A 24,371-nucleotide genomic window follows, 5' to 3' on the forward strand; every position below is an offset into this window, starting at 1 on the left:
ATCAAAAATCTTAGATAATTATTTTTGTTCTAAAGCATTTCCTTCAAACTGAATTCCGTCCCAGCCTAAATTGATGAAGTTTCTAATGTTTTGATGGTTAGTTCCGTTGGGATCGCCCAAAACTTCATCGAAATAGAAAGCTCCAAAACAGGCCAAAGTTTCGTCTTTAGTTAAGTTTTGCAGTTTTGCGAAAGAGAATAATTTGCAGGAACCGGAATTTTCTCCGGCAGCATTATGTTGTGTTCCGTTTTGGAAAGCTGTTGGAGTGAAGTTGTAGTTTTCTTCAATTACTGCAATAGTTTCCGGGAATGTTATTTCGTTTGGAGTTTGTTTTACTTTTTCTAAAAAGGCTTGTATGCTCATGATGTTTATGCTTTGCTATTTTATATAATCTTGTTGTCCGTTCGATCGAAGTCGAGTGTCAGTTCGAGCGAAGTCGAGAACCGTTTGTGACATCTCGACTTCGCTCGATGTGACAAACCGGGGCTTAAAAATCAATGAAGTTTTTATTCTTCTTCGTTTTTCGAATATTTACTTTTCTTCGTTTCTTTTTCTACTGTTTTTCCGGCAACCACCACGACAATTTCGCCGCGTGGTGCTGTTTTTTCAAAATGTGTTAAAACTTCTTTAGCGGTTCCGCGTACATTTTCTTCATGCAGTTTCGATAATTCTCTGGAGACGCAAACTTGTCGGTCTTCTCCGAAATATTGAATGAATTCGGCTAAAGTTTTAACCAGTTTATGTGGCGAAACATATAAAATCATGGTTCGGGTCTCCTCGGCTAAAGTCAGAAAACGAGTTTGACGTCCTTTTTTGTCGGGTAAAAAACCTTCGAAGACAAATTTGTCATTGGGTAATCCGCTATTGACTAAGGCCGGAACAAAAGCTGTGGCTCCGGGAAGGCACTCCACTTCAATTTTATTCTCGACACAGGCACGCGTGAGTAAAAAACCGGGATCTGAAATAGCAGGAGTTCCTGCGTCTGAAATCAGGGCGATATTTTCACCCGCCTTCAGACGTGCAATTAAATTTTCGGTTGTTTTATGCTCGTTGTGCATGTGATGACTGTGCATGTGCGTGCCAATCTCAAAATGCTTCAAAAGTTTGCCACTGGTTCGGGTGTCTTCCGCCAAAATCAAATCGACTTCTTTCAGAATCCGAATGGCACGAAAAGTCATGTCTTCAAGATTGCCAATTGGCGTGGGAACGATATATAATTTAGACATAATTTTTCTGAATTCTAAATGGATTTATTGGACACGAATTTCACTAATTGACATAAATTTTAAGTGTCTTTAGGAATTTTACAAACAAAAGGTTCGTGCTAATTCGTGTAATTTGTGTTTTAGTTTTTATGAAAATTTCTTTTCTACAATTCCTAAGAAACGTTCTGCATAATCATCTTTTCCATCCCAGTTGTTGTAATCCGGTTTTACCATATCCTCAATAAATTCTTTTGCTTCACCGTAAGTGTCAAAAGTCAGTAACTGATTTAAAACACGACTGTAATCTTCTGAACTGTTTCCAAAAAGATTTTTAGTGAAGGCAATTCGGTCGTTTAAATCAATGTGAAAACCTTTTACCAGTTTTTCATTTAGAGTGGCAGCTTTCGGTTCAGCCGGAGTCTCTAATACAGTTGTTTCAACTGCTTTTTGCTCTTTGAACTCATTGATTGACGGTGTTGGAGCAGGAGAAACAGCTTCAAAACTGTCTACTTTTACAAAATGCGCATCGGCATAGTTTACACCTAATATCTCTTCAAAAGAAATGTGAACAGGTTCCGGTTTTGATGGGCTTTCTGCTTTTGGCTCTTCTTTTTTCGGTTTCTTCTCTTCTTGTACCTCTTCTGATTTATCCAATTCAAAAGCTGGAATAAAAGCAGGAATCGGTTTAGAATCACTAATAGTTGTAAACGAAAGTTCTGCTATAGTTTCCGGTTCTTTTGTTGTTTCTGAAATTGGTTCTTCCATTTTTTCAACAATTGGTTCGGCTGCGATTTCGGCTATCGGTTCGGCAATGGTTTCTACAATTGGTTCGGCTGCTGTTTCTTCAGGAATTTCTGTTGTTACTTCTGCGAAAATCTCAGGTTCCGGATTTATATCTTCGGAGGGTTCACCAATTGCTTCTTCAGGAGTTTCAGGATCCGGATCTGATTCTTCTGCAGGCTCAGCAGTAATTTCTTCAGCAATTTCTGGCTCTAAAGTTTCTTCAGTAGCTATTTCTTCAACGATTATTGGAGTTTCAGTCTGAACTTCTGTTGGGATTGCTTCTTCTTTTTCAAAGACAGCTTCAATTTCAGAATGGATTTCGCTGTGGCCAATGGTTGGCTTCAGAGTGTCGAAATTTTCATCTACAAATTTTAAAACCGCTAGTTTTTCATATAATTTCTGCGTTTCAAGATACAATTGATTGATATCGGATTTGTTTTTAAGCTTTAAAATTCGATGAGCAATGCTGATTAAATCGGCTTCCAATTTTTTTTTCATAACTGTTGAAATTATAGTGAATAGGGTATTTTAGTATATTTTGTATTTGAATGTCTTTATTCGTCGCCGAAATCTGAAAGATATTTTTTTATTTCTGTTAATACGCGTTTGCGAATCTTCGATTTGATAAAAATTTTCTACTTTTGAAAAAGTGAAAAATTGCGATTTTTTACGTCGATTTATTACCAGTACAAAGTAATAAAAACTATTCATTTTTAAAGGTAGAAAAATACAAAATGTTTCTCGAAAATACAGTAAATCACAAAGAACAATTTGGTTGGATTGAAGTTATTTGTGGATCAATGTTTTCGGGTAAAACCGAGGAATTAATCCGCAGATTAAAGCGCGCCCAATTTGCCAAACAAAGAGTCGAAATCTTTAAACCCGCTATTGATACCCGCTATCATGACGAAATGGTGGTGTCTCACGATGCCAATGAAATTCGTTCTACTCCGGTTCCGGCGGCTGCCAATATCTCTATTTTAGCACAAGGTTGCGATGTGATCGGTATTGATGAAGCACAATTTTTTGATGATGAGATAGTGACAGTATGTAACGATCTGGCCAATCAGGGAATTCGTGTGATAGTTGCAGGACTTGATATGGATTTTAAAGGAAATCCTTTTGGTCCCATGCCGGGACTTATGGCAACCGCCGAATATGTCACCAAAGTTCATGCGGTTTGCACCCGAACAGGAAATCTTGCCAACTACAGTTTTCGTAAAACCGATAATGATAAGTTAGTGATGCTTGGCGAAACGGAAGAGTATGAGCCACTGAGCCGTGCAGCCTATTTTAATGCCATGAAAAAGATTCAGGATAAATAATTTTTTCTTTTCTTAACAAACAAACGAACAGATGCAGCAACCAACTAAAAAAAAGAATTCAACCATTTTAATAGTGTGTGCAATTGCGGCATTATTGCTGGCTTTGATTGCATATTGTTCTTTTAAAGAGCCTGTAACAGATAAGGAAATGATTGAGTTGGTTGCAAAATACAACGAAAATTGCCCTTTAACCATTCAGGAAGGAATTCGTCTGGATAATGTTACACTGCCTAAAGATAAAGTGGTTCAGTACAATTTGACTTTGTTAAATGTTGAAAAAGAAACTGCCGAAATTGAAGTAATTAAGCAAAATATAGAAGAAAGTCTCCTAAGTACAGTTAAAGCAAATCCAGGGCTTAAAGCTTTTAGAGATAATGATTTTACCCTGATCTATAATTACGATGACAAAAAAGAAAATTATCTGTTTCAGATTACGATAACGCCTAGTCAGTATAAATAATTTAAGCGTTTTAAAAAATAAACCCGACAGGTTTCAAAAACCTGTCGGGTTTATTTTTTTGAAAACGACTGTCAGGCTGAGCGAAGTCGAAGCTTTGCGCGTAGGGCTTCGACTTCGCTCAGCCTGACAGAACGATAAACTTGATAAAAACAGTTATAAAACAAAAACCTGTCGGCTTTGTTGTTTTTGAGGTAAAAAAAACCTAACAGTGTTTAAAAAGCTGTTAGGTTTGTTTAATAGAATATTTTTTTCTTCTTGTAAGAGATTAAAAACTTAAATTTTCTTCCTCATTCTTGCTACCGGAATGTCTAATTGTTCGCGGTATTTTGCAATAGTTCTTCGGGCAATTGGGTATCCTTTTTCTTTCAGGATTTCGGCCAATTGATCGTCCGGTAAAGGTTTCTTTTTATCTTCTTCTTCAATGGTGTTTTGAAGAATTTTTTTAATTTCTAAAGTAGAGACATCTTCTCCCTGATCATTTTTCATGGCTTCAGAGAAAAACTCTTTGATCAGTTTTGTACCGTATGGCGTTTCTACATACTTACTGTTGGCTACACGTGAGATCGTCGAAATATCAAGACCAACCATATCCGCAATGTCTTTTAAGATCATTGGTTTTAGTTTGGTTTCGTCACCGTCCAGAAAGTATTCTTCCTGATAATGCATGATAGCGTTCATCGTAACAAACAGAGTTTCCTGACGCTGTCTGATAGCATCGATAAACCATTTGGCCGAATCCAGTTTCTGTTTGATAAACTGAACAGCATCTTTTTGTGCCGATGATTTATCACGAGAATCTTTATACGTCTGCATCATTTCCTGATAATCTTTAGAAACGTGCAGGGAAGGAGCATTTCGTCCGTTTAAGGTAAGTTCCAGTTCTCCGTCAACAATTCTAATGGCAAAATCGGGAACAACGTTCTCTGTTACTTTATTGTTTCCGGTGTAAGAACCTCCGGGCTTTGGATTCAGTCTTTCGATTTCGTGAATGGCTTTTTTAAGCTGTTCGTTCGAAACACCGTATTTCTGTAAAAGTTTGTCGTAATGTTTCTTGGTAAAAGCATCAAATTGATTCTCGATAATATCAATTGCTAAATCAATATATTCGGTTGGAGTTTTGTGTTTTAATTGCAGTAGCAGACATTCTTGTAAATCACGTGCTCCGACTCCTGAAGGTTCGAGCTCATGAATGACATGAAGCATTTTGTCGACCATTTTCTCATCGGTGTAAATTCCCTGAGTAAAAGCCATATCGTCTACAATATCCGGAACACTTCTGCGGATGTAACCCATATCATCAATACTTCCAACAAGGAATTCAGCGATTTCGCGTTCTTCATCATTGAGAATAAAAGTATTCAGCTGATTGATTAAATCCTGGTGGAAACTAATTGGTGAGGCAAAAGGAGTTTCGCGCTCCTCGTCTTCGCTGTAATTGTTAACCTGAGTTTTGTAATCGGGTGTGTCGTCGTCGCTTAGATATTCGTCAATGTTAATGTCGTCTGCTTCGATTCTGTCTGATTCAGCATCATCGTAATCGTCGTAGTCTTCATTGGCAAATTCATCGGCTTCGTATTCGTCTTCTTTACCGGCTTCGAGGGCCGGATTTTCGTTCATTTCTTCCAATAAACGTTGTTCAAAAGCTTGCGTAGGCAATTGAATTAACTTCATCAGCTGAATTTGCTGTGGAGATAATTTTTGGGATAATTTTAGATTTAAAAATTGCTTTAGCATTTGATTTTGTTAAAAGTTTCAAGTTTCAGGTTTCAGGTTGTAGAACATGCCACAATTTGAAACTTGAAACTTGAAACAAATATTATTATTTTAGTTCAAACTCCAATAACTTGAAACCTGAAACAAATTTTATTATATTTAAAAACTTAGAACCTCAGTATCTCAGTACCTTAGAACCTTTTTTAAAACTCTGCATTCCCCGGAGTTCTCGGGAAAGGAATTACATCGCGGATGTTTGTCATTCCGGTTACAAACAATACCAAACGTTCAAATCCAAGTCCGAAACCTGCGTGAGTTGCCGATCCGAATCTTCTGGTGTCTAAATACCATGATAATTCTTCTTCGTCAATTTCTAAGGCTTTCATTTTTTCAACCAAAACGTCGTAACGCTCTTCTCTTTCAGAACCACCAACGATTTCTCCAATTCCAGGGAAAAGAATATCCATTGCACGAACGGTTTCTCTTCCAGGTTCAGTATTGTCGTTCAGACGCATGTAAAACGCTTTAATGCTTGCCGGATAATCAAATAAAATTACCGGACATTTAAAGTGTTTCTCCACTAAATAACGCTCGTGTTCCGACTGTAAATCAGCTCCCCATTCGTTGATGATATATTGGAATTTTTTCTTTTTGTTTGGAGTAGAATCTCTCAAAATGTCAATTGCTTCTGTATAAGAAACACGTTTGAAGTTGTTCTCTAAAACAAAGTTTAGTTTCTCTAACAAAGCCATTTCGCTTCTTTCCGCCTGAGGTTTTGATTTCTCTTCGTCTAAAAGCCTTCCTTCTAAAAATTTCAAATCATCCTGACAGTGGTCTAAAGCATATTTAATTACATACTGAATAAAATCTTCAGCCAAATCCATGTTGTCATCCAGGTTGTTGAAAGCAACTTCCGGTTCGATCATCCAAAATTCTGCCAGGTGGCGAGAAGTATTTGAATTTTCGGCTCTAAAAGTTGGTCCAAAAGTATAAATCTGACCCAAAGCCATTGCATAGGTTTCACCTTCTAATTGTCCCGAAACCGTTAAGTTCGTTTCTTTTTCGAAAAAATCTTCTTTATAGTTTACTTTTCCGTCTTCTGTTCTTGGGGTGTTGTCAAAAGGTAAAGCTGTAACTTTAAACATTTCTCCTGCGCCTTCAGCATCAGAACCGGTAATAATTGGCGTATTTACGTACACAAAACCTTTGTCCTGAAAATATTTATGAACAGCATAAGACAATACCGAACGCACACGCATAATAGCACCAAACATATTGGTACGTACACGTAAATGTGCATTTTCGCGCAAGAAGTCTAAACTAGGTTTGTTTTTTGGCTGTATTGGGAATTTCTCTGCATCCGAATCTCCTAAGATTTCCAGTTTGTTTACCTGAATTTCGTATTTCTGACCCGCACCTTTACTTTCGATCAAAGTACCAATTACAGAAATAGCAGCACCGGTAGTGATTCTTTTTAAAGTTTCATCAGGTGTATTTTCAAAATCAACAACACATTGTATATTATTAATGGTAGAACCGTCATTAAGCGCGATGAACTGATTATTTCTAAAAGCTCTCACCCATCCTTTTGCATTCACTTCCTGTAACGTCGTCGTACTGTTTAATAAGTCTCTAACTTTTGTGTGTTTCATTTTTATATATAATTGATATTAAGTAATATTCATTTTGAACAACTGCAAATATAATCGATAATAATTAATTTTTGAAGCTGATTCCCGCTCTTCGCTGTATCTTTCTGTTTTTGGCGGCAAAAACAGAAAGGATGCCGCTTCGATCGGGGCTAGTGCTCTCGGTTTCAGGAGAAGCAATTTTTTTATTTTGCGTTTTATCATTCCGAGGAACGAGGAATCTCAGTTGAAACTCGATAAAGATTGACAAATTTCTTTGCCGAATCACTAGTGTGATTCCTTGTTTCTCAGTTGTGTTTTAATCTGTGTTAATGCGTGCAATTCGTGTTTACTTCTCCAGATTCTCCAAATCCTCTTTCTTGGCTTTCTTTTTCTCAAATGTCAATACCAAAGCAGGTAAAACCAATAGATTCGCAAACATTGCAAACGCTAATGTACAGGAAATTAATCCTCCCAATGCGATGGTTCCGCTAAAGCTGGAAAGCGTGAAAGTGGCAAACCCTAAAATTAAAACCACCGAAGTGTAAAAAGTACTGATTCCGGTTTCTCTTAAAGCACTGAAAACTGATTTTTTTACCTTTCCGTTATTTTGTAATAAATCATGATGGTACTTCGCCATAAACTGAATCGCATTATCAACTGAGATTCCGAAAGCGATACTAAATACGAGTATCGTTGAAGGTTTTAACGGAATTCCAAAATACCCCATCAGTCCTGAAGTAATACAAAGCGGTAAAATATTCGTAATTACCGATGCAAAAACCATTTTGAACGATCGGAACAAGTAAAGCATCAATACAGCAATTACAAGTATTGCAAAGATTAAAGACTCGATTAAATTATCAACCAAATAAGAGGTCCCTTTTTGAAACACTAATGCTTTTCCGGTTACGGTAACTTCATAACGGTCTTTCGGGAAAATTTCATCAATCTTGCTGTGAAGTTTTTTCTCCACTTTTGCCATTTCATCCGTACCAATATCTTTCATGAAAGTAGTGATTCGGGCATATTGTCCGGTAGAATCTACGTAAGCTTTCATCAGATTTTCTTTGCTGTTTTTGGTAGCATTTTTAGCATACGACAAAATAAAAGTCTGTTCCTGCGATGTCGGCAATTGATAATATTCCGGATTTCCGTTATAGAAAGCCTGTTTCGAATATTTCACCAGATTTACAATAGAAACCGGTTTCGCTAATTCAGGCATTTCTGTGATGGTATTCTGCAATTCATCCATTTTGCGAATGGTAGAGGCTTTCATGACACCCTTTTTCTTTTTGGTATCAATCATAATCTCAAGCGGCATTACACCGTTAAATTCTTTTTCGTAGAAGATGATATCCTTAAAGAAAGAGGCGCTTTTTGGCATTTCGCCAATTAAACTTCCCGAAACTTTCATTTGAGTAACTCCAATAACACTGAAGGCTAACAATAAACCGTAAATGATATAGATTACTTTTCGTTTATTTTTTACCACATTTTCAACAAAATCCAATAGGGTTGAAATGTATGTTTTGGTGAGATGGTACAAATGTTTTTCGCCCGGAACCGACATAAAACTGTAAATGATCGGTACAATTAAAAGTGTCAGGAGGTATACAGAAATGACATTGATAGAGGTAACCAAACCAAATTCAAAAAGCAAATCGTTTCCGGTAATCATAAACGTTGCAAAACCTATTGCTGTCGTTAAATTGGTCATTAGAGTCGAAACTCCAATTTTCGAAATGATACGCTGTAAAGCTTTTGCCTGATTATTATGAAGTTTGATTTCCTGTTGGTATTTATTGATCAGGAAAATACAATTCGTAATTCCGATTACAATAATTAATGGCGGAATGATCGCAGTTAGAATCGTGATTTTATAATGAAATAATCCTAAAGTTCCGAAAGACCAGATTACTCCAACAATCAAAATACAGATGGAGATAAAGGTAGCTCTGTACGAACGGAAGAAGAAAAAGAAAATCAAAGAAACCGTTAGTAATGCCGCGCCAATAAAAAGCCCGATTTCACCTTTCATATTATCAGCATTGATCGTTCTGATGTAAGGCATTCCCGAAACACGCAAATCGATTCCGGTGGTTTTCTCGAATTTATCAATTTTCGGAACCAGATTTTCCAGAATAAATGTTTTCCTTTCAGCAGTGTTTACAAGCGCTTTGTTGATGTAAATGGCCGAACGGATACTGCCGCTTTCTTTGTTGTAAAGCAATCCTTCGTAAAAAGGTAAATTATGAAACAAGTCATATTGTATCTTTTTTAAATATTCCGGATCTGTTGCTTTGCTTTGATCGATGAACGGAGCGAGAACAAATTTTTCGTTAACGGTATCTTTTTCCAGTTTCTTTAAATCGTTTAAGGAAACTACTAAATCTACTTCTTTCGATTTTTTAAGACCCGTCATTAATTCGTTCCAGGCAGCATAATTTTTTGGCGTGAAGAATTTTTTATCCTGAAAACCAATTACAACAAGGTTTCCTTCTTCGCCAAACTTATCCAGAAATTTTTGATAGTCTTTGTTTGCAATATGATTTTTAGGAAGCAAGTTTGCTTCGGTATAAGTCATGGAAAGGTTTTTCCATTGGTAACCAAGGAAAATTGTCAGGGCAGCGACCCCAACGAGTATAGAAATTCTATTTTTAAGTATGATTCGGGCTAATTTTTCCCAAAATCCAACTTGTACGGCGTTTTTCATAAAAATTGTAAAATGGATGCAAATGTAGTGAAAAGTGCTCGAAATCATAAATATTCGGCTTGGTTTTTACGGTTTGTTAACACAATTGGACTGCTCCCGTAATCTAAAAATGGGATATTTTGTAGCATTCTACGCTAGGTTTTCTCATATTTGTATCTCATTTAAAAAGGCGTAGAAAATGAATTGGATTTTATTAGTAATCGCAGGACTTTTTGAAGTTGCATTTGCCTCTTGTCTGGGCAAAGCCAAAGAAACGACAGGAATGGTTTCGACTTATTGGATGATTGGTTTCTTCGTTTGTCTTTCTATCAGCATGTTTTTGCTGTATAAGGCGACACAGGTACTGCCTATTGGTACTGCCTATGCAGTTTGGACAGGAATTGGAGCCGTTGGAACTGTTCTGGTTGGAATTTTAATTTTTAAAGAACCCGCTACTTTCTGGCGAATATTTTTTCTTTCGACTTTAATTGCTTCGATTATTGGGCTGAAATTTGTTTCCAGTCATTAATGAATGTTGGCACGCGGATTTTACAGATTAAACGGATTTACGCGGATTAGTTTATTTTTTATGCGATTTAAAACACAATTCAATCTTAAAAAAATCTGTGACAACCTTCTAATCCGTAAAACCCGTGGGCAAAAAAACTTTTAAACTTTACATAAACAATGCAAGAAAACAATACAATCACTTTTATTTTTCTGGCGATTCTTTTATTGCTTATCGTTATCATCTGTTTTTTGATGTATCAATTGCTGCAGTTCAAAAAGGCAAAGGACGATGCTGAGAAAAGTTTCTATGCACTCGAGATGAAAGTTAATGACTTGCAGTTGGAAACTTTAGAGTCTAAACTGAATCCGCATTTGTTTAAGAATATTTTAAATTCGATACAATCTCATGCATACCAAACGTATTTTGCTTTAGATAAACTGGCCAACGTATTGGACTATATTCTGTATGAGAGCAAAAAGAAATTTGTTACTGCCCGGGAGGAAATTGACTTTGCACTCAATTTAATCGAAATCAATAAAATTAAAGTCAGTCCACTTTTTGAATTGAAAATCAAAACCAATATCAATAAAGAAGACAAATTGTACGAACAGCCTCTATTGGCACCGTTAATTTCGATTGATTTAATTGAAAACGCGTTTAAACATGCTGATCTTCAGAGCGCCGATGCCTTTATCTCGGTAGTTTTTGAGTTTAGAGATAATGCTTTTTTTATGACGGTTTCGAATAAGATATCAAATAAAAAAGTCTTAAAAAAGGAACGAAGCGGTTTTGGTCATGCTACTTTAGAACACCGATTAAGAATTATTTATAAAAACAACTTCAAACTCGAAAGGTTTGTCGAAAATGACGTTTATATTGCTCATCTAAAAATAGATTTACTTGAATACAAAACTGAAATGCTTGCTGCTGGACGATGAGCTGCCGGGCTTAACGTATCTGAAAATGCTTTGCGAACAGATTCCTGAATTGGAAATTGTAAAAACATTTAACAATCCCGAAAAACTCCTTGCCGAAATACCGAATCTCGATTTTGATTTGTTAATATCGGATATCGAAATGCCAGGGATCGACGGTTTGCATCTGGCAGAAATGCTGGACAATAAGCTGGTTATCTTTTGCACCGCTTACAAAGAGTATGCTGCCGAAGCGTTTAATATTGACGCGGTAGATTACATTACCAAACCGGTAAAACTCGAACGTTTGCAAAAAGCGATTTCGAAAGCCCTGGAGCGTTTTGATAAGCCTGATGCGGCAAAGAAATTCATTCAGTTAAATACAGATAAAGGCAAAACATTGCTTTACTTCAATCAGATTCTATACATCAAAACGGCAGTTAGCGACAGTCGTGATAAAACCGTACTTCTTACCGACGGCAGTTTTCTGAACTTAAAAAATGTGAAATTCGACACGCTTTTACAGGAACTTCCCGAAGCCGATTTTTGCCGTGTCAACAAAAAGGAAATCGTAGCAGTAAAGGCAATAAAGTTTTTTAATCACAATGAAATCGTTTTGCATCATCAGGAAAAAGACGGTAAAAACAGTGCATTGATTCTAAGTGAAACCTATCGTGCCGATTTCCTGAAAAGAGTCAAACTATAAGATGATCCGCTAAGGACGAAGTCCGAAGCCCTGTCCGGCTAAGTGAAGTCGTGTCAGGCTGAGTGAAGTTGTGTCCGGCTGAGCGAAATCGTGTCAGGCTGAGCGAAGTCGAAGCCCCCCCTTTTTTAGTTAGAAAAGCTTTCGACTTCGCTCAGAATCACAATCGTTTTAGATGTCGTTATTAACTTATTACAAAGTTTTTCGGACTTGTTACATGGATTGAAAATTAGCTGTAAATTTACTTTTGCACTACAGTTGGAGTGTTGATATTTGCAGCAATAAATCTAAAAAACGAGTTATGAATAATCTTAAAAACTCCTTGTTTTACATTACGGTTATTGGCGGTTTTACAGGCCTGATCTATTGGGTAATTTCAAAAGGGGTTTCACTTGAGGCCGGACGCGGAGTCGTTCATAAAAAAATAGAAAGTAATCACTGGAATGATTTTCTTCACTCGATGATAGAAAACCTACAGCATCCTTTGGCTATTTTATTAGCACAGATCGTGACTATTATTTTAGTAGCCCGTTTGTTCGGGTGGTTTTTTAGAAAAATAGGACAGCCTTCCGTAATTGGAGAAATGATTGCCGGAATTGTTTTAGGGCCCTCTTTGGTCGGAATGTATTTTCCTGAATTTTCAGCTGCTTTATTTCCAAAAGAATCTTTAGGGAACCTGCAATTTTTAAGTCAGATTGGTTTGATTCTTTTCATGTTTGTGATTGGAATGGAATTGGATTTGAAAGTTTTGAAAAACAAAGCACATGATGCTGTAGTTATAAGTCACGCAAGTATTGTAATCCCTTTTGCCCTGGGTCTTTCATTAGCTTATTTTATCTACCATACTTTTGCTCCGGTTGGGGTGGAGTTTGCCTCTTTCGGACTGTTTATGGGAATTGCGATGAGTATTACGGCATTTCCGGTTCTTGCGCGTATAGTGCAGGAGCGCGGAATGCAAAAAACAAAACTCGGAACTATCGCCATTACGTGTGCCGCTGCCGATGATATTACGGCATGGTGTATTTTGGCAGTAGTAATTGCTATTGTAAAAGCAGGTTCGTTTACAAGTGCTTTGTATGTAATTGGTCTGGCATTATTGTATGTAATTGTCATGCTGAAAATAGTTCGTCCGTTTTTAAAACGTGTAGGGGATTTAAATTCAACACGTGAGAGCTTGAATAAACCTGTGGTTGCCATCTTTTTTCTAACCTTGTTGTTCTCTGCATACGCTGCTGAACTTATCGGAATTCACGCTTTGTTTGGGGCTTTTTTAGCCGGAGCCATTATGCCTGAAAACAACACCTTCAGAAATATTTTTATCGAAAAAGTAGAGGATGTTGCGATCATCGTTTTATTGCCATTGTTCTTTGTGTTTACCGGTTTACGCACACAAATTGGTTTGTTGAACGATCCGTATTTGTGGAAAGTAACCGCTGTGATTATTGGAGTAGCTGTAGCCGGAAAGTTCTTCGGAAGTGCCTTTGCAGCGAAATTTGTCGGACAAAGCTGGAAAGACAGTTTGGCGATCGGAGCTTTAATGAATACGCGTGGTTTGATGGAGCTTGTGGTTCTAAACATTGGTTACGACTTAGGGGTTCTGTCAACAGAAATTTTTACCATGATGGTTATTATGGCTTTGGTAACTACGTTTATGACTGGTCCGGCACTGGATTTAATAGATTTTATATTTAAAGATAAGGTAACCGCCATTCCGCAGGAAATAGGAAATAAAAGCAAGTATAAAATTCTGCTTTCTTTTGCAACACCTGAGAAAGGAAAAAAACTGCTTAAACTGGCCAACAGTCTGGTTAAAAAACAAGCCGATAATTCGATTGTGACCGCCATGCATTTGTCGTTAAGTACCGAAATACATTCGTTTGATATAAAAGACCATGAGCGAAAAATGTTGTTGCCGGTGGTTGAAGAATCAGAACGTCTGAATCAGAATATGGTTAGCGTTTTTAAAGTAACAAATGATATTGATACTGATATTATTGATACAGCAAATCAGGGAGAATATGATTTATTATTAGTCGGATTAGGGCAGTCTATTTTTGAAGGAACCTTACTGGGGAAAATTCTTGGATTTACGACCAGAATCGTAAACCCGGACCGCTTAATTGATAAGTTTACCGGAAAAGAAGGGTTGTTTGAAAATTCTCCTTTTGACGAGAGAACACGTCATATTATTGCAAAAAGCAAAATGCCGGTAGGAATCTTTATTGATAAAAACCTGGAAGAAATCAATCAGGTTTTTATGCCGGTTTTTAGTAAGGAAGATGCTTTTTTAATTGATTATGCCAAAAAATTAATCAACAACAACGGGTCTCAGATTACCGTACTGGATGCCAGTGGGGAAGTAAAAAGTACCAGAGATATTCAGGAAACGATTCGTTCTATCGAACAGATTGCGCCGAATCACATTATGATCATGCACGACCGAACGATTAAGAAAGAATTTTTAGAAACTCAAAATTTAATGATTATCAGTTTAGACAGCTGGAAGAAATTAATAGAATCTCAGAGTACCTGGTTGAACAATACACCTTCGGTATTGATTTTGAAACCATAGAGGAATTAAATTACAGTTTTTTTAAATACCAAATCTCAAATCCCAAATCCCAATTTTGTTGGAGTTTGGGATTTTTTGTTTTCTTACTTCTTTGTGTTTTCTCTTTCTGTTGAAACAATACGAAGCCTCCAATTGGAATTTGGAATTTAAGACTTTTCTTTTAGGCACGCAGATGAAACAGATTCGCTTTACGAAAACGCTGATTTACACGGATTTTGTTATGTTTACTCCTTTCTTCGGAACGAAACGATACGTCACATTGGAATTTGGGATTTAAAAGAATTGGAATTTAATATTTATAGCCCCAAATCCAAAACATAAGAAATTTTAACGGCAATGTTATCCTCAAATTTCATTAACTGGTTCGGGCCATATCGATAAAAGCCGCCGAAACCAATGCCTTTGTAAATTTTGTTTAGTTCGATTCCGGATTCAAAAAAGCCTCTGTCTAAAGTTTTATAGATTGGACCTACATGCTGTTGCGGATTTTCCATATTTCCCCATGCCATTCTCGTTACCAATACTAAAGAAGGACGTACTTTTTTGAGGATTCTGATTCGGTCAAAACCATGTTTAAGTTGAAAGAAGACATATTGACTGGAGAAAAACTCATTAAAAAACATCGTTTCAAAACTGTTTCGTCCGGCAAAGGTAATACGCTGGATAATGGTTTCCTTTGTTAAGTTGTTGGGCATGGTATTGTAAAGATGGGTAATGGGAACATCACCCGTAGCATAACCTCCCTGCAGAAGCAAACTCGTTTTTTGACCGTTTAGGTATTTCTTCTCGTATTCAGCTTTGAAATCTATTTTCCCAAAAGTGAAATCGTTTTCCATCACATTAGGTAATGATTGTGTGTACTGAAAAGTAAACCTTGGAAATCTTTTATCAGTTTCAGTTCTCCCGGTTGGAGTTTGCATAAAAGCACTAAAAGGAGCCCATACGATCGAAACCATTGCTGTAGTCATAATATAATCCGAATACAGCTTTCCATTGTAATTAAAAAGATAATCAAATTTGGGCTCGACATAAGTTCTCGAAAATTCCAGTACGGCTTCCGTTTTAGGAATAATTTTGGTCTGTATATTAGCTTTCCAGCCCACATATTGATAAAAAGTACTAATGTTGATCGGACGCGGATCGTAAATTTTGAAAACACGTTTGTCAACGGCAAAAACGGTACTCGCAATTTCCCGAACATCATCGGTATAATATCCGTTTACCCAGGTATTGGTGTTTTTGTCCAATAAAAATCCTGCTCCCAGACTGTATTTGTGCTGACCGTCTTTTGTACCGTAAGCCGAGTATCCCTCAATTCTGAAGTTTTTAGAAAAACGATCATTGGTAATACCGCCAAGCCCCAGTCTGAAACCTTCGTAATTGTTGTAGCTGATAATCTTTTTTAAATCCAGATCAACAGGTCCAATCGGGAAATAGCCATTGATGATTTTTCGCCCAAGTCCCAAACGATTTTCGATTCTTTTCTTTATCGAAAGACTGTCAATTAACTGATAGGTTCTCTGGCTTTTTAAGTCAAGATCCTCTTTTCTGTATTCTTCCCAGAAGGCTTCCGGTTTTTTGTTGGCATCATCTTTAATTTCAATGTAAAGTGCCGGATCTTTTATAGGGGCAGTAGTGTTATAGTGAATGTCAAAATTGTTACTTTCAGATAGCAGATAAGTAAAGTCGGAAGCCGATTTTTTTCGGGGTTCAAAATTATCCTCAACATCTCCGTCAAACTGAATGGTTCCGCCTAAAATTTTAATATCATCATCGTTTTTGCCTTTAACAATTTTAAAGGTAGTGTTGCTTTGGAACCATATTTTTTCACTCGGTACGTATTCAAATTCATGAATTCCGCTAATGTCCAGAACCCCTTTGATACGCATTACCGCTTTAGCTACAGCAAAGTTCTCCTGATCGATATACAAAACGCCTTCTAAACCGGATGACTTTCTTCTTTGTTTGTTTTTGAAGTAAATCATGTACGTTTCACGTCCTTTTATAGTTACCGTGTCCAGAATTTTGTAATTGTAACTTTGAGGAGCACTATTCGAAATTGGATTTTCGTATTTCGTTTCAAACAGTTCGTATTTCGGATCGTAAATCGAAATCGACTGGAGATTAAAAGCAATAACCTCATAAATAGGTTGTTTAAACCCGGACATTTTGGTTCCCAGTATCGTTTCTTTCAGTTTGTTGTTGCCAAACTGGTATTGTGAAACTTTCTCGGTTTGAAACAAGTGCTGCTTGCTAATTATTTCTTTGAATTTATAATCCGAAGAATCAATATTAATACGCTTTTTGTCGAAATTTTTGTACGTGGCTGTAGAGTCAATTCTGCCGTCAATAGAATCAGGATTCGCTGTTACAATAAGTTTATTGTAGCTTTTGTATTCGAAACTGTTCAGTTTTTTTTGTGGATTGTTTTTGTTTTTATTCGCAATGACCTTCTTAATTATCGTGAGGGCCGGATTTTCATTTGAAACCACGACCTCCTTCAAATCGTCGGTTTTTTGAAAAAGAAAAACGGGGTAAAAAGTTTTGTGGTCCGTAATTAGAATTGTCTTCGTTTGAAAACCAATGTAAGAAACGGTAAAAGTCTCCGGTTTTGAAAGAGCTTTTAGAATAAACTTTCCGTCAACATCCGTAATTGTGTTATTACTGTCGGAAGTTGTAATAGTAGCAAAAGGAAGCGGTTTGTTATTAGAGTCCGTTACAATTCCGTTTATTTGAAATTGTGCCTGAATGGTAAGCGTGAAAAACAAAGTCAACAAACAGAATAGCTTCATAGAGAATGTTATAGTTTCAAAAACGGACAACTTGTACTTTTGGTATGCAAAAATAACAATAAAAAAAATCCGTTCAGTATAATTTAACTAAACGGATTTTATTTTGTGTTGAATAGAATTACACCTTCATGATTTCGGCTTCTTTAGCAGCCAGTAATTCATCGATTTTTTTGATGTAAGTATTGGTTAAATTCTGAACCTGCTCCTCAGCTGATTTGCAAATGTCTTCAGAAGTTCCTTCTTTTTCTAGTTTTTTGATATCGGTATTAGCATCCTTACGTACGTTACGAACCCCAATTTTAGCATCTTCAGCTTCAGCTTTCGCTTGTTTAGCCAGTTCTTTACGACGTTCCTCTGTTAAAGGCGGAACACTGATGATGATAACATCTCCGTTGTTCATTGGGTTAAAACCAATGTTGGCGATCATGATTGCTTTTTCAATTACTTGGAGCATGTTTTTTTCAAAAGGCTGTAGTGTAATTGTTCTGGCATCAGGAACGCTAATTTTTGACACTTGAGAAAGTGGTGTTGCAGCTCCGTAGTAATCTACAAAAACACTTCCTAACATTGCCGGAGAAGCTTTTCCTGCACGAATGTTAAGGAATTCTTTCTCTAAGTGCGCAATCGAACCGTTCATAGATTCCTCCGTACTGTCTAATATAAATTCTATTTCTTCCGTCATTTTTTTAGATTTTTAGATTTTAGAGGATTGGGTTTTCAAGTTTTAACGAAAATACTCCTCTAATTTACTAACTAATATATTTCTTTTTTTTGATTTTAAGATGGCTGGATTTTTAGATTATTGGAAATTCTCCAAAAAAACGGCATTCAAAACTTTAATCAATCTGTTTTTTTGACAAATTAGAACTATTACGACTTCTAAAAATCGAATAATCCAACAATCGAACAATCTAAGTAGTCTAAATGTTAACTACTGTTCCAACGTTTTCACCTTCACAGATTTTCAAAAGATTACCAATTTTGTTCATATCAAAAACAACGATTGGCAATTTGTTCTCCTGGCTTAAAGTAAAAGCGGTAGTATCCATTACGTTTAGTCCTTTTTTAAGAACATCATCAAACGAAATAAAATCAAATTTTACAGCCGATGCATTTTTTTCCGGATCAGAATCATAAACACCATCTACACGAGTTCCTTTTAAGATAACATCTGCATTGATTTCAATTCCTCTTAAAACGGCCGCTGTATCAGTTGTAAAATAAGGATTTCCGGTTCCGGCACCAAAAATTACAATTCTTCCTTTTTCAAGATGACGGTCTGCTCTTCTTTTAATGTAAGGTTCTGCAATAGACTCCATTTTCAAAGCAGTCTGCAAACGCGTTTTCATTCCTTTGTCTTCAAGTGCCCCCTGCAAAGCCATTCCGTTAATTACGGTAGCAAGCATTCCCATATAATCGCCTTGTACTCTATCCATACCGGCACTTGCACCTGCAACGCCTCTAAAAATATTTCCTCCTCCAATTACAATAGCAATTTCTACTCCTTTACTGTGAATTTGCTTAATCTCTTCAGCATATTCGGCTAATCTTTTAGGGTCAATACCGTATTGTAAATCACCCATTAAGGCTTCGCCGCTAAGTTTTAGAAGAATTCTTTTATATTTCATTTCTGTGTTGCGTTAATTTGTGCAAATATAGACATATTCTGATTTTTAGAAATAATGTTTTAAAAAAAATAATAGTTCTTTTCGTTTTGAATTTATACCGTTTTTTCGGATTTCTCCGAATGTGACAAAAGTCATTCTTTAAGTCCTCTTAAAAGTTGTAATTTTATACAACTCAAAAAAACTAAATATGAAAAGTACCATAGCGAAATCATTATTCAACAGTCATTCGTATACCGAATATCGAAAAATAGTTACCGATTTATTACTGGAAGGGAAATCAACAGGCAATGAACAATCCGAAAGCTTAACCAATTACAGTAAGCTGAATGAGGCCAGGATGAACCGACTGGAGAAAACCATGAAAGTTTCGGATGAGGTAGTTTCCGAATTAGAAAAGGTAAAGCACAATTATATCTGGCTGGTGATTTCTGAAGGCTGGTGTGGTGACGCGGCACAAATACTTCCTATTATTAATAAGATAGCTTTAGCTTCACATAAAAAAATAGATCTCCGAATCGTTTTTCGTGATGAGAATGAGCCTCTGATGAATCAATACCTGACAAATGGCGGGAGGGCCATTCCAAAAGTAATTGTGATTTGTAAAGAAACCGGAATAGCCCGCGCTGACTGGGGACCCAGACCAAAAGGTGCTAGTGAATTAATGGCAAACTATAAAAAAGAGTTTGGCGTAATTGATGAAAAAATCAAAACTGATTTGCAATTGTGGTATTTGGCTGATAAAGGCTTGAGTACTCAAAACGAACTTATGGATATCATGCGTGCACTCGAAATTAGGGAGTAATATGAATAATTTTGAGCAAAACGGATATGTGTTTCTGAAGGATTTCTTTTCGGAAAATGAACTGGCAGCTATTGAAAAAGTACTCATTAAATTTCACGAAATCTGGTTGCATGATAATGAAATAAGTTATGAAAAAGGGGCTATAAACAGTCACAGTCTGACCAAGGGAGATTGTTTAAAGGAGGAAGAAAAAACACGTCTTTTTGAATTTATAACTCAAACCAAATTTGAAGAAATACGAAGCGTTATCTTTCCTAGACCGCCTGTTTTTTTGAACACCCAGCTTTTTTTTGATCCAAAAGAGGAAACCCAGAAGAATTATTGGCATCGTGACATACAATATACAGGAATGTCTGTTGAAGATCAAAAGAAGGCCATCAAAACTCAAAATGTAGTTCACTTCAGGATTCCCCTGAAAAGTGAGCGAGGAATTGAATTGATTCCGAAAACACATCGCGAATGGGATTTACCGGAAGAGTTTGAGGTTAGAAATTCTTTGAACGGCCGTCTTCAAAGTGACGATTTAAAACGTGGAGAAATTGTAAGATTGAATCGTGGAGATTTATTGGTTTTTTCTGCCAATATGATTCATCGCGGTATTTATGGAAAGGATAGATTTTCTCTGGATATCATTTTTTGCGATAATATTCCTGTAATGAAAAGTTTTATTGATAAGGATAATTTGCCATCAGCAAAAATATTGGAGAAGCTTATAAACAAACAGCTTTTTGATATTTAGTAAGTCGATAATGGTGATTAAGAGTGTTGAAATAGATTCCTTAAGTTTTTAAGAAATAAATCGTTGAACAGCCTTATTTTTCGGGTATTTCGCTGTAAATAAGAATTTTAGTAATAAAAAAGATGCTAAAATATTTTGTGTTGCTTCAATTTTTTGTAACTTGCAGGAGTCATCCCACTTCTATTATTCATTTTCTTATTTACTCTTTTTATTGGTGTTTATTTAATGTTTAACAACTAAAAATTACACTATCATGAAAAAGTTATTCGAAAGATTTTACGATTTTGTTTCGGGCTTGTTGTTTGGAGGAAAGAGTATATCTCATTATTAACTTCAAAAAACAGAGCTTATGAAATAGAACTACTTTGTAAGAAGTTGGCACATTGCTATGGGGATTCCTGAAGTAATGTGCTTTTTGTTTTTGAATTCAGCATATTTGGACTTTGAGATCAAGACAAAATAATCAAGACTCTTTTTGTATATGTTGAATTTATTGATCAATATGTAAATCTGTGCTGTGAAAAATAATGAAAAATAGCATCTGACAAGAGATTTAGAATATAGCTTAGAATCTTCGCCATGTAAGGTTATTTAGGCAGGTTGCTCTGAAAGAGCTCCAGCCATAGCATAGTGCTTTGCACTATGAATGAAGATAATGATTATTTGTGCCCTGTAAGGGTAAAAGACTACAGACAAAGAAAAAAGTACTCACCCAGTCTTTTGTGTTATGTTTTCTGATAAAATTTATTGATCTACAGGTTTCTTTGTTTGCTTTTGCCCTTTCAGGGCATTACTTGTTGTTAAATCTGTTTTATAGTGCGTTGCACCATACTGATGCTTTTAGGCTTTCAGCCTTTTTTATAAAATAGGTTTGAAATTCTTTGCTCTTTCAGGACGTTACTTATTTTTAAATTTGTTTTATAGTGTGTTGCACCATACTGATGCTTTTGGGCTTTCAGTATTTTCTAAAATGGGTTTAAAATTTTACTCCGCAGTTTTAAAATCGATTAAAAAAGGTTTTAGCCTCACTCCGTTTTGTTTTCTGAAATTATCCGAAATTAAAATTTGGTAATGTTGGCCGGGTTTTAAATCCGCTTTTATAGTCCAGGATTTCATATCCGATGACCAGATTCTTTCTGTGCTTATTCTTGGAAAAAAGTTTTCACCAAGCGGGCCAAAATCAATACCTGTACTGCGCCCGTTTAAAGGTTCCGAAAAAGTAATCGTGATTTCAGTTTCTCCTGATTTTACTTTTTGACTTCCATTTTTAAATGCAGAGACAGATACAACGCGAGGTCTTTGTTTTTCGTAATTCTGACGTAATTTTTTTAGATTTTGCGGAAACAATTTGGTACCATCTACTATGTGTGCCACTTCTTTTTCATTATGGTAATCTAGTTCAATTAAGGTCTTTATTGCTTTTGCTTTGTCTTTGGATGCATTGTAGTAACGTTCGCAAATTTCATAACCTACATAATATCCCAGATCTCTAACTTTTAAAAGGTTTCTGTTTTCTCCCCAGATCCAGTTGTAATTGTTGCTTTTGATGTACAAATCTGCGATGAACTGATCGATTACTTTTTGCTGATTGCTTTTTCCGAATTCAATTGCAGGAGAGCTTGATTTTTTATGGGTTACTTTACAGGAAACAAATTCGGCAACACCTTCGTAAAGGCACATCAAAAGCAAATCTTCGACCAGCTCTTTTTGCTGAGTATGCACATATTCGTGCGTGCAGAGCAGGGCAATGTTTTTTCTCGGCTCGTATTCTTTGTAAAAGGGTTGTCTCCAGGCTGGAAGTTCATCTATAACGGTAGTTTCATCTGTCAGACTCAGTTCGCTTCCAATTAAAACACGATCTTCCTGAATGGTTCCGTTTGTTCGAAATACACCAATAGAAAAATAAATAGTGGATGGTTTTAAATCGGGATAGGCTTGTTTTAGTTTATTGATGTCGGCATCAATTTCCGGATAAAGTCCGGCGGAATTTAAAGTGTTTGGTTTTAATGAATTCCAGAATTTAGGATATTTATTTATGGCATTGATGTAGTCTTTGGCGGTATAATTTCGAACCTCGAGCAAGCTTTTTAAGCCCGGAGTAGCTTTGTCCAGGTAGAGTTCTTTTAAAAAAGAGTATTGTTTGATGCTGTCTTTTTCGGCGACAATTTTATCGTAAGCCTTCCAGAAATTATCAATATCAGTGGAAACAATTTTTTGATTAACGGTTTGACTGTTTGATGAGATTGTGAAGACAAACAATAGTAGTAGAAAGTGGTTTTTCATGTTTTGGTTTTTAATCTTGCGACTAAAGTACAAAAAAAGAAAAAGACGCGACCTTGCTTAAAGGGGCTTGAAAAAAAAAGTTATGCTTTATTCCTGCTGAAGACTTTCTTCAAAAAGTGTAATATCAATAGCATTTTTCACATCGTAATCGCCAATTTTAGTTCGGCGTAAAACCGTTAAATGCGATCCGGAATTCATAGCTTTTCCAAAATCAAAAGCCAGAGAGCGAATATAAGTACCTTTACTGCAAACCACTCTGAAATCTACTTCAGGTAAAGCGATTCGGGTAATTTCGAATTCATGAATGGTCGTTTTTCTGCTGGCAATTTCTACTGTTTCTCCTGCACGCGCATGCTCGTACAAACGAACACCGTCTTTTTTTATCGCAGAGAAAATAGGTGGTTTTTGGTCAATTTCACCTAAAAATTGTTTCACCGTTTCATGAATCAGTGTTTCGTCAATATGATCAGTTGGAAAAGTCTGATCGATTTCGGTTTCTAAATCGTAAGATGGAGTAGTAGCTCCAATGTAAAATGTTCCGGTATATTCTTTTGCCTGCCCCTGTAGTTCGGAAATTCTTTTGGTAAACTTTCCTGTGCAGATTAGCAATAGGCCAGTTGCCAAAGGATCTAAAGTTCCGGCATGACCAATTTTGAACTTTTTAGGAAGTCCGACTTTATTAATTAAAAGATATTTTAATTTATTGACAGCTTGAAACGAACTCCATTTTAAAGGTTTGTCAATCAGTAAAACCTGTCCGTTTAAATATTCTTCAGGAGTCATTATATAATCGTAAGAGGATGAATGAAAAAGTGAATCAGCAACAGAATGATTCCTGCAATGATTCTATAGTAACCAAAAACTTTAAACCCGTTTTTAGTCAAAAATCCAATAAAGGATTTGATTGCCAGAAGCGCTACAATAAAAGCAACGACATTTCCAATTACCAGTATGTTAATCTGATCGTGAGACAGTTCGAATCCGGCTTTGTAATAATCATAACATTTTTTTACTGTCGCACCCAACATGGTTGGAACGGCCAAAAAGAAAGAGAATTCTGCCGCTGTGGTACGGGATAATTTTTGAGACATTCCGCCTACAATACTGGCCCCGCTTCTTGAAACTCCCGGAATCATAGCAATACACTGGAATAAACCAATTTTAAAAGCTTGTAAATAGGTGATTTCAGAAGAGCTTTCAGTTGTATTTGGATGGTTGAACCACTCGTCAACTTTTAGTAAAATTAAACCTCCTATTAAAAGAGAAATAGCAACTGTAACAGGATTTTCTAATAAGCCATCGATAAAATCACTTAGCAATAAACCTAATACCACAGCCGGAACAAAGGCAACTAAAAGTTTAAAATAAAAATCAAGTGTTTGAAAGAATCGTTTGAAATACAAAACCACTACCGAAAGTATCGCGCCAAGCTGAATGACAATGGTGAAAAGTTTAGTGAAATCTTCATGAGCAATTCCGAAAAAGGAAGAGGCAATAATCATGTGACCAGTTGAAGAAACAGGCAAAAATTCAGTGATGCCTTCAATAATAGCAAGAACGATAGCTTGTAATGTATTCATTTAATAAGATTGTTAGATTTTAGACTCCTTAGACTTCT

General features: G+C 36.2%; 20 protein-coding genes. 8 read left to right on the forward strand and 12 right to left on the reverse strand.

Annotated elements, in window-relative coordinates; translation table 11 throughout:
• Window positions 1-18 precede the first annotated feature (18 nt).
• The 3 genes from B0A80_RS10095 to B0A80_RS10105 all read right to left on the reverse strand — a co-directional run bounded on the left by B0A80_RS10095 (window position 19) and on the right by B0A80_RS10105 (window position 2,486).
• Window positions 19-363: a HopJ type III effector protein gene (locus B0A80_RS10095; protein WP_089077214.1), complete on the reverse strand. Its 345-nt coding sequence runs from the start codon at window positions 361-363 to the stop codon at window positions 19-21.
• Window positions 364-506: 143 nt separating this feature from the next.
• Window positions 507-1,226 carry a 16S rRNA (cytidine(1402)-2'-O)-methyltransferase gene (gene rsmI / locus B0A80_RS10100; RefSeq protein WP_089077215.1) on the reverse strand — a complete coding sequence of 240 codons (720 nt, stop codon included), beginning with the start codon at window positions 1,224-1,226 and terminating at the stop codon, window positions 507-509.
• A gap of 126 nt (window positions 1,227-1,352) precedes the next feature.
• Window positions 1,353-2,486: a hypothetical protein gene (locus B0A80_RS10105; RefSeq protein ID WP_089077216.1), complete on the reverse strand. Its 1,134-nt coding sequence runs from the start codon at window positions 2,484-2,486 to the stop codon at window positions 1,353-1,355.
• Between the two features lie 236 nt (window positions 2,487-2,722).
• Here B0A80_RS10105 and B0A80_RS10110 point away from each other — a divergent pair, with 236 nt between their 5' ends.
• Both B0A80_RS10110 and B0A80_RS10115 read left to right on the forward strand, forming a co-directional pair.
• On the forward strand, window positions 2,723-3,313 hold the full coding sequence (locus B0A80_RS10110; protein WP_017496250.1) for a thymidine kinase: 591 nt from the start codon (window positions 2,723-2,725) through the stop codon (window positions 3,311-3,313).
• 31 nt (window positions 3,314-3,344) lie between these two features.
• Window positions 3,345-3,773, forward strand: coding sequence for a hypothetical protein (locus tag B0A80_RS10115; RefSeq protein ID WP_089077217.1), 429 nt, complete (start codon window positions 3,345-3,347; stop codon window positions 3,771-3,773).
• Between the two features lie 273 nt (window positions 3,774-4,046).
• On the opposite strand, the gene rpoN is transcribed toward B0A80_RS10115, so the two are convergent.
• The 3 genes from rpoN to B0A80_RS10135 all read right to left on the reverse strand — a co-directional run bounded on the left by rpoN (window position 4,047) and on the right by B0A80_RS10135 (window position 9,830).
• Entirely contained in the window at window positions 4,047-5,507 is a 1,461-nt protein-coding gene (gene rpoN, locus B0A80_RS10120) for an RNA polymerase factor sigma-54 (protein WP_070906488.1), read from the reverse strand.
• A 182-nt stretch (window positions 5,508-5,689) separates the two neighbouring features.
• The gene (gene asnS / locus B0A80_RS10125) at window positions 5,690-7,138 is read right to left on the reverse strand and encodes an asparagine--tRNA ligase (protein ID WP_089077218.1); all 1,449 of its coding nucleotides are present in this window, start codon (window positions 7,136-7,138) and stop codon (window positions 5,690-5,692) included.
• Between the two features lie 325 nt (window positions 7,139-7,463).
• Complete coding sequence (locus tag B0A80_RS10135) at window positions 7,464-9,830, reverse strand: efflux RND transporter permease subunit (protein ID WP_089077220.1); 2,367 nt, start codon at window positions 9,828-9,830, stop codon at window positions 7,464-7,466.
• Window positions 9,831-10,008: 178 nt separating this feature from the next.
• Between B0A80_RS10135 and B0A80_RS10140 the strand changes: the two genes are divergently transcribed.
• The 4 genes from B0A80_RS10140 to B0A80_RS10155 all read left to right on the forward strand — a co-directional run bounded on the left by B0A80_RS10140 (window position 10,009) and on the right by B0A80_RS10155 (window position 14,509).
• On the forward strand, window positions 10,009-10,338 hold the full coding sequence (locus tag B0A80_RS10140) for a DMT family transporter (RefSeq protein ID WP_017496243.1): 330 nt from the start codon (window positions 10,009-10,011) through the stop codon (window positions 10,336-10,338).
• A 158-nt stretch (window positions 10,339-10,496) separates the two neighbouring features.
• A complete protein-coding gene (locus B0A80_RS10145; protein WP_089077221.1) occupies window positions 10,497-11,258 on the forward strand; it encodes a sensor histidine kinase in 762 nt (253 codons plus the stop codon).
• A complete protein-coding gene (locus tag B0A80_RS10150) occupies window positions 11,221-11,940 on the forward strand; it encodes a LytR/AlgR family response regulator transcription factor (RefSeq protein WP_089077222.1) in 720 nt (239 codons plus the stop codon). The genes B0A80_RS10145 and B0A80_RS10150 overlap by 38 nt, the downstream gene beginning before the upstream one ends.
• 298 nt (window positions 11,941-12,238) lie before the next feature.
• Window positions 12,239-14,509 carry a cation:proton antiporter gene (locus tag B0A80_RS10155; protein WP_070906493.1) on the forward strand — a complete coding sequence of 757 codons (2,271 nt, stop codon included), beginning with the start codon at window positions 12,239-12,241 and terminating at the stop codon, window positions 14,507-14,509.
• A gap of 296 nt (window positions 14,510-14,805) precedes the next feature.
• Here B0A80_RS10155 and B0A80_RS10160 read toward each other — a convergent pair whose 3' ends face one another.
• The 3 genes from B0A80_RS10160 to pyrH form a co-directional block, all read right to left on the reverse strand.
• On the reverse strand, window positions 14,806-17,301 hold the full coding sequence (locus B0A80_RS10160; RefSeq protein WP_089077223.1) for a DUF5686 family protein: 2,496 nt from the start codon (window positions 17,299-17,301) through the stop codon (window positions 14,806-14,808).
• Window positions 17,302-17,419: 118 nt separating this feature from the next.
• Window positions 17,420-17,983 carry a ribosome recycling factor gene (gene frr / locus B0A80_RS10165; protein WP_017496237.1) on the reverse strand — a complete coding sequence of 188 codons (564 nt, stop codon included), beginning with the start codon at window positions 17,981-17,983 and terminating at the stop codon, window positions 17,420-17,422.
• Window positions 17,984-18,221: 238 nt separating this feature from the next.
• Complete coding sequence (gene pyrH / locus B0A80_RS10170; protein WP_017496236.1) at window positions 18,222-18,929, reverse strand: UMP kinase; 708 nt, start codon at window positions 18,927-18,929, stop codon at window positions 18,222-18,224.
• Window positions 18,930-19,116: 187 nt separating this feature from the next.
• Here pyrH and B0A80_RS10175 point away from each other — a divergent pair, with 187 nt between their 5' ends.
• Together B0A80_RS10175 and B0A80_RS10180 are read left to right on the forward strand one after the other, a co-directional pair.
• Window positions 19,117-19,731, forward strand: coding sequence for a thioredoxin family protein (locus tag B0A80_RS10175; RefSeq protein ID WP_089077224.1), 615 nt, complete (start codon window positions 19,117-19,119; stop codon window positions 19,729-19,731).
• Window position 19,732: 1 nt separating this feature from the next.
• The gene (locus tag B0A80_RS10180; RefSeq protein ID WP_089077225.1) at window positions 19,733-20,470 is read left to right on the forward strand and encodes a phytanoyl-CoA dioxygenase family protein; all 738 of its coding nucleotides are present in this window, start codon (window positions 19,733-19,735) and stop codon (window positions 20,468-20,470) included.
• Between the two features lie 984 nt (window positions 20,471-21,454).
• On the opposite strand, the gene B0A80_RS10185 is transcribed toward B0A80_RS10180, so the two are convergent.
• The 3 genes from B0A80_RS10185 to B0A80_RS10195 all read right to left on the reverse strand — a co-directional run bounded on the left by B0A80_RS10185 (window position 21,455) and on the right by B0A80_RS10195 (window position 24,333).
• Window positions 21,455-22,753 carry an Ig-like domain-containing protein gene (locus tag B0A80_RS10185; protein WP_089077226.1) on the reverse strand — a complete coding sequence of 433 codons (1,299 nt, stop codon included), beginning with the start codon at window positions 22,751-22,753 and terminating at the stop codon, window positions 21,455-21,457.
• Between the two features lie 87 nt (window positions 22,754-22,840).
• The gene (gene truB, locus B0A80_RS10190) at window positions 22,841-23,536 is read right to left on the reverse strand and encodes a tRNA pseudouridine(55) synthase TruB (protein ID WP_017496232.1); all 696 of its coding nucleotides are present in this window, start codon (window positions 23,534-23,536) and stop codon (window positions 22,841-22,843) included.
• Window positions 23,536-24,333 (reverse strand): undecaprenyl-diphosphate phosphatase, encoded by a 798-nt coding sequence (locus B0A80_RS10195; RefSeq protein WP_089077227.1) that lies wholly within the window; start codon window positions 24,331-24,333, stop codon window positions 23,536-23,538. The genes truB and B0A80_RS10195 overlap by 1 nt, the downstream gene beginning before the upstream one ends.
• Window positions 24,334-24,371 lie beyond the last annotated feature (38 nt).

Source organism: Flavobacterium tructae, from assembly GCF_002217475.1.
Taxonomy (GTDB): domain Bacteria; phylum Bacteroidota; class Bacteroidia; order Flavobacteriales; family Flavobacteriaceae; genus Flavobacterium; species Flavobacterium tructae.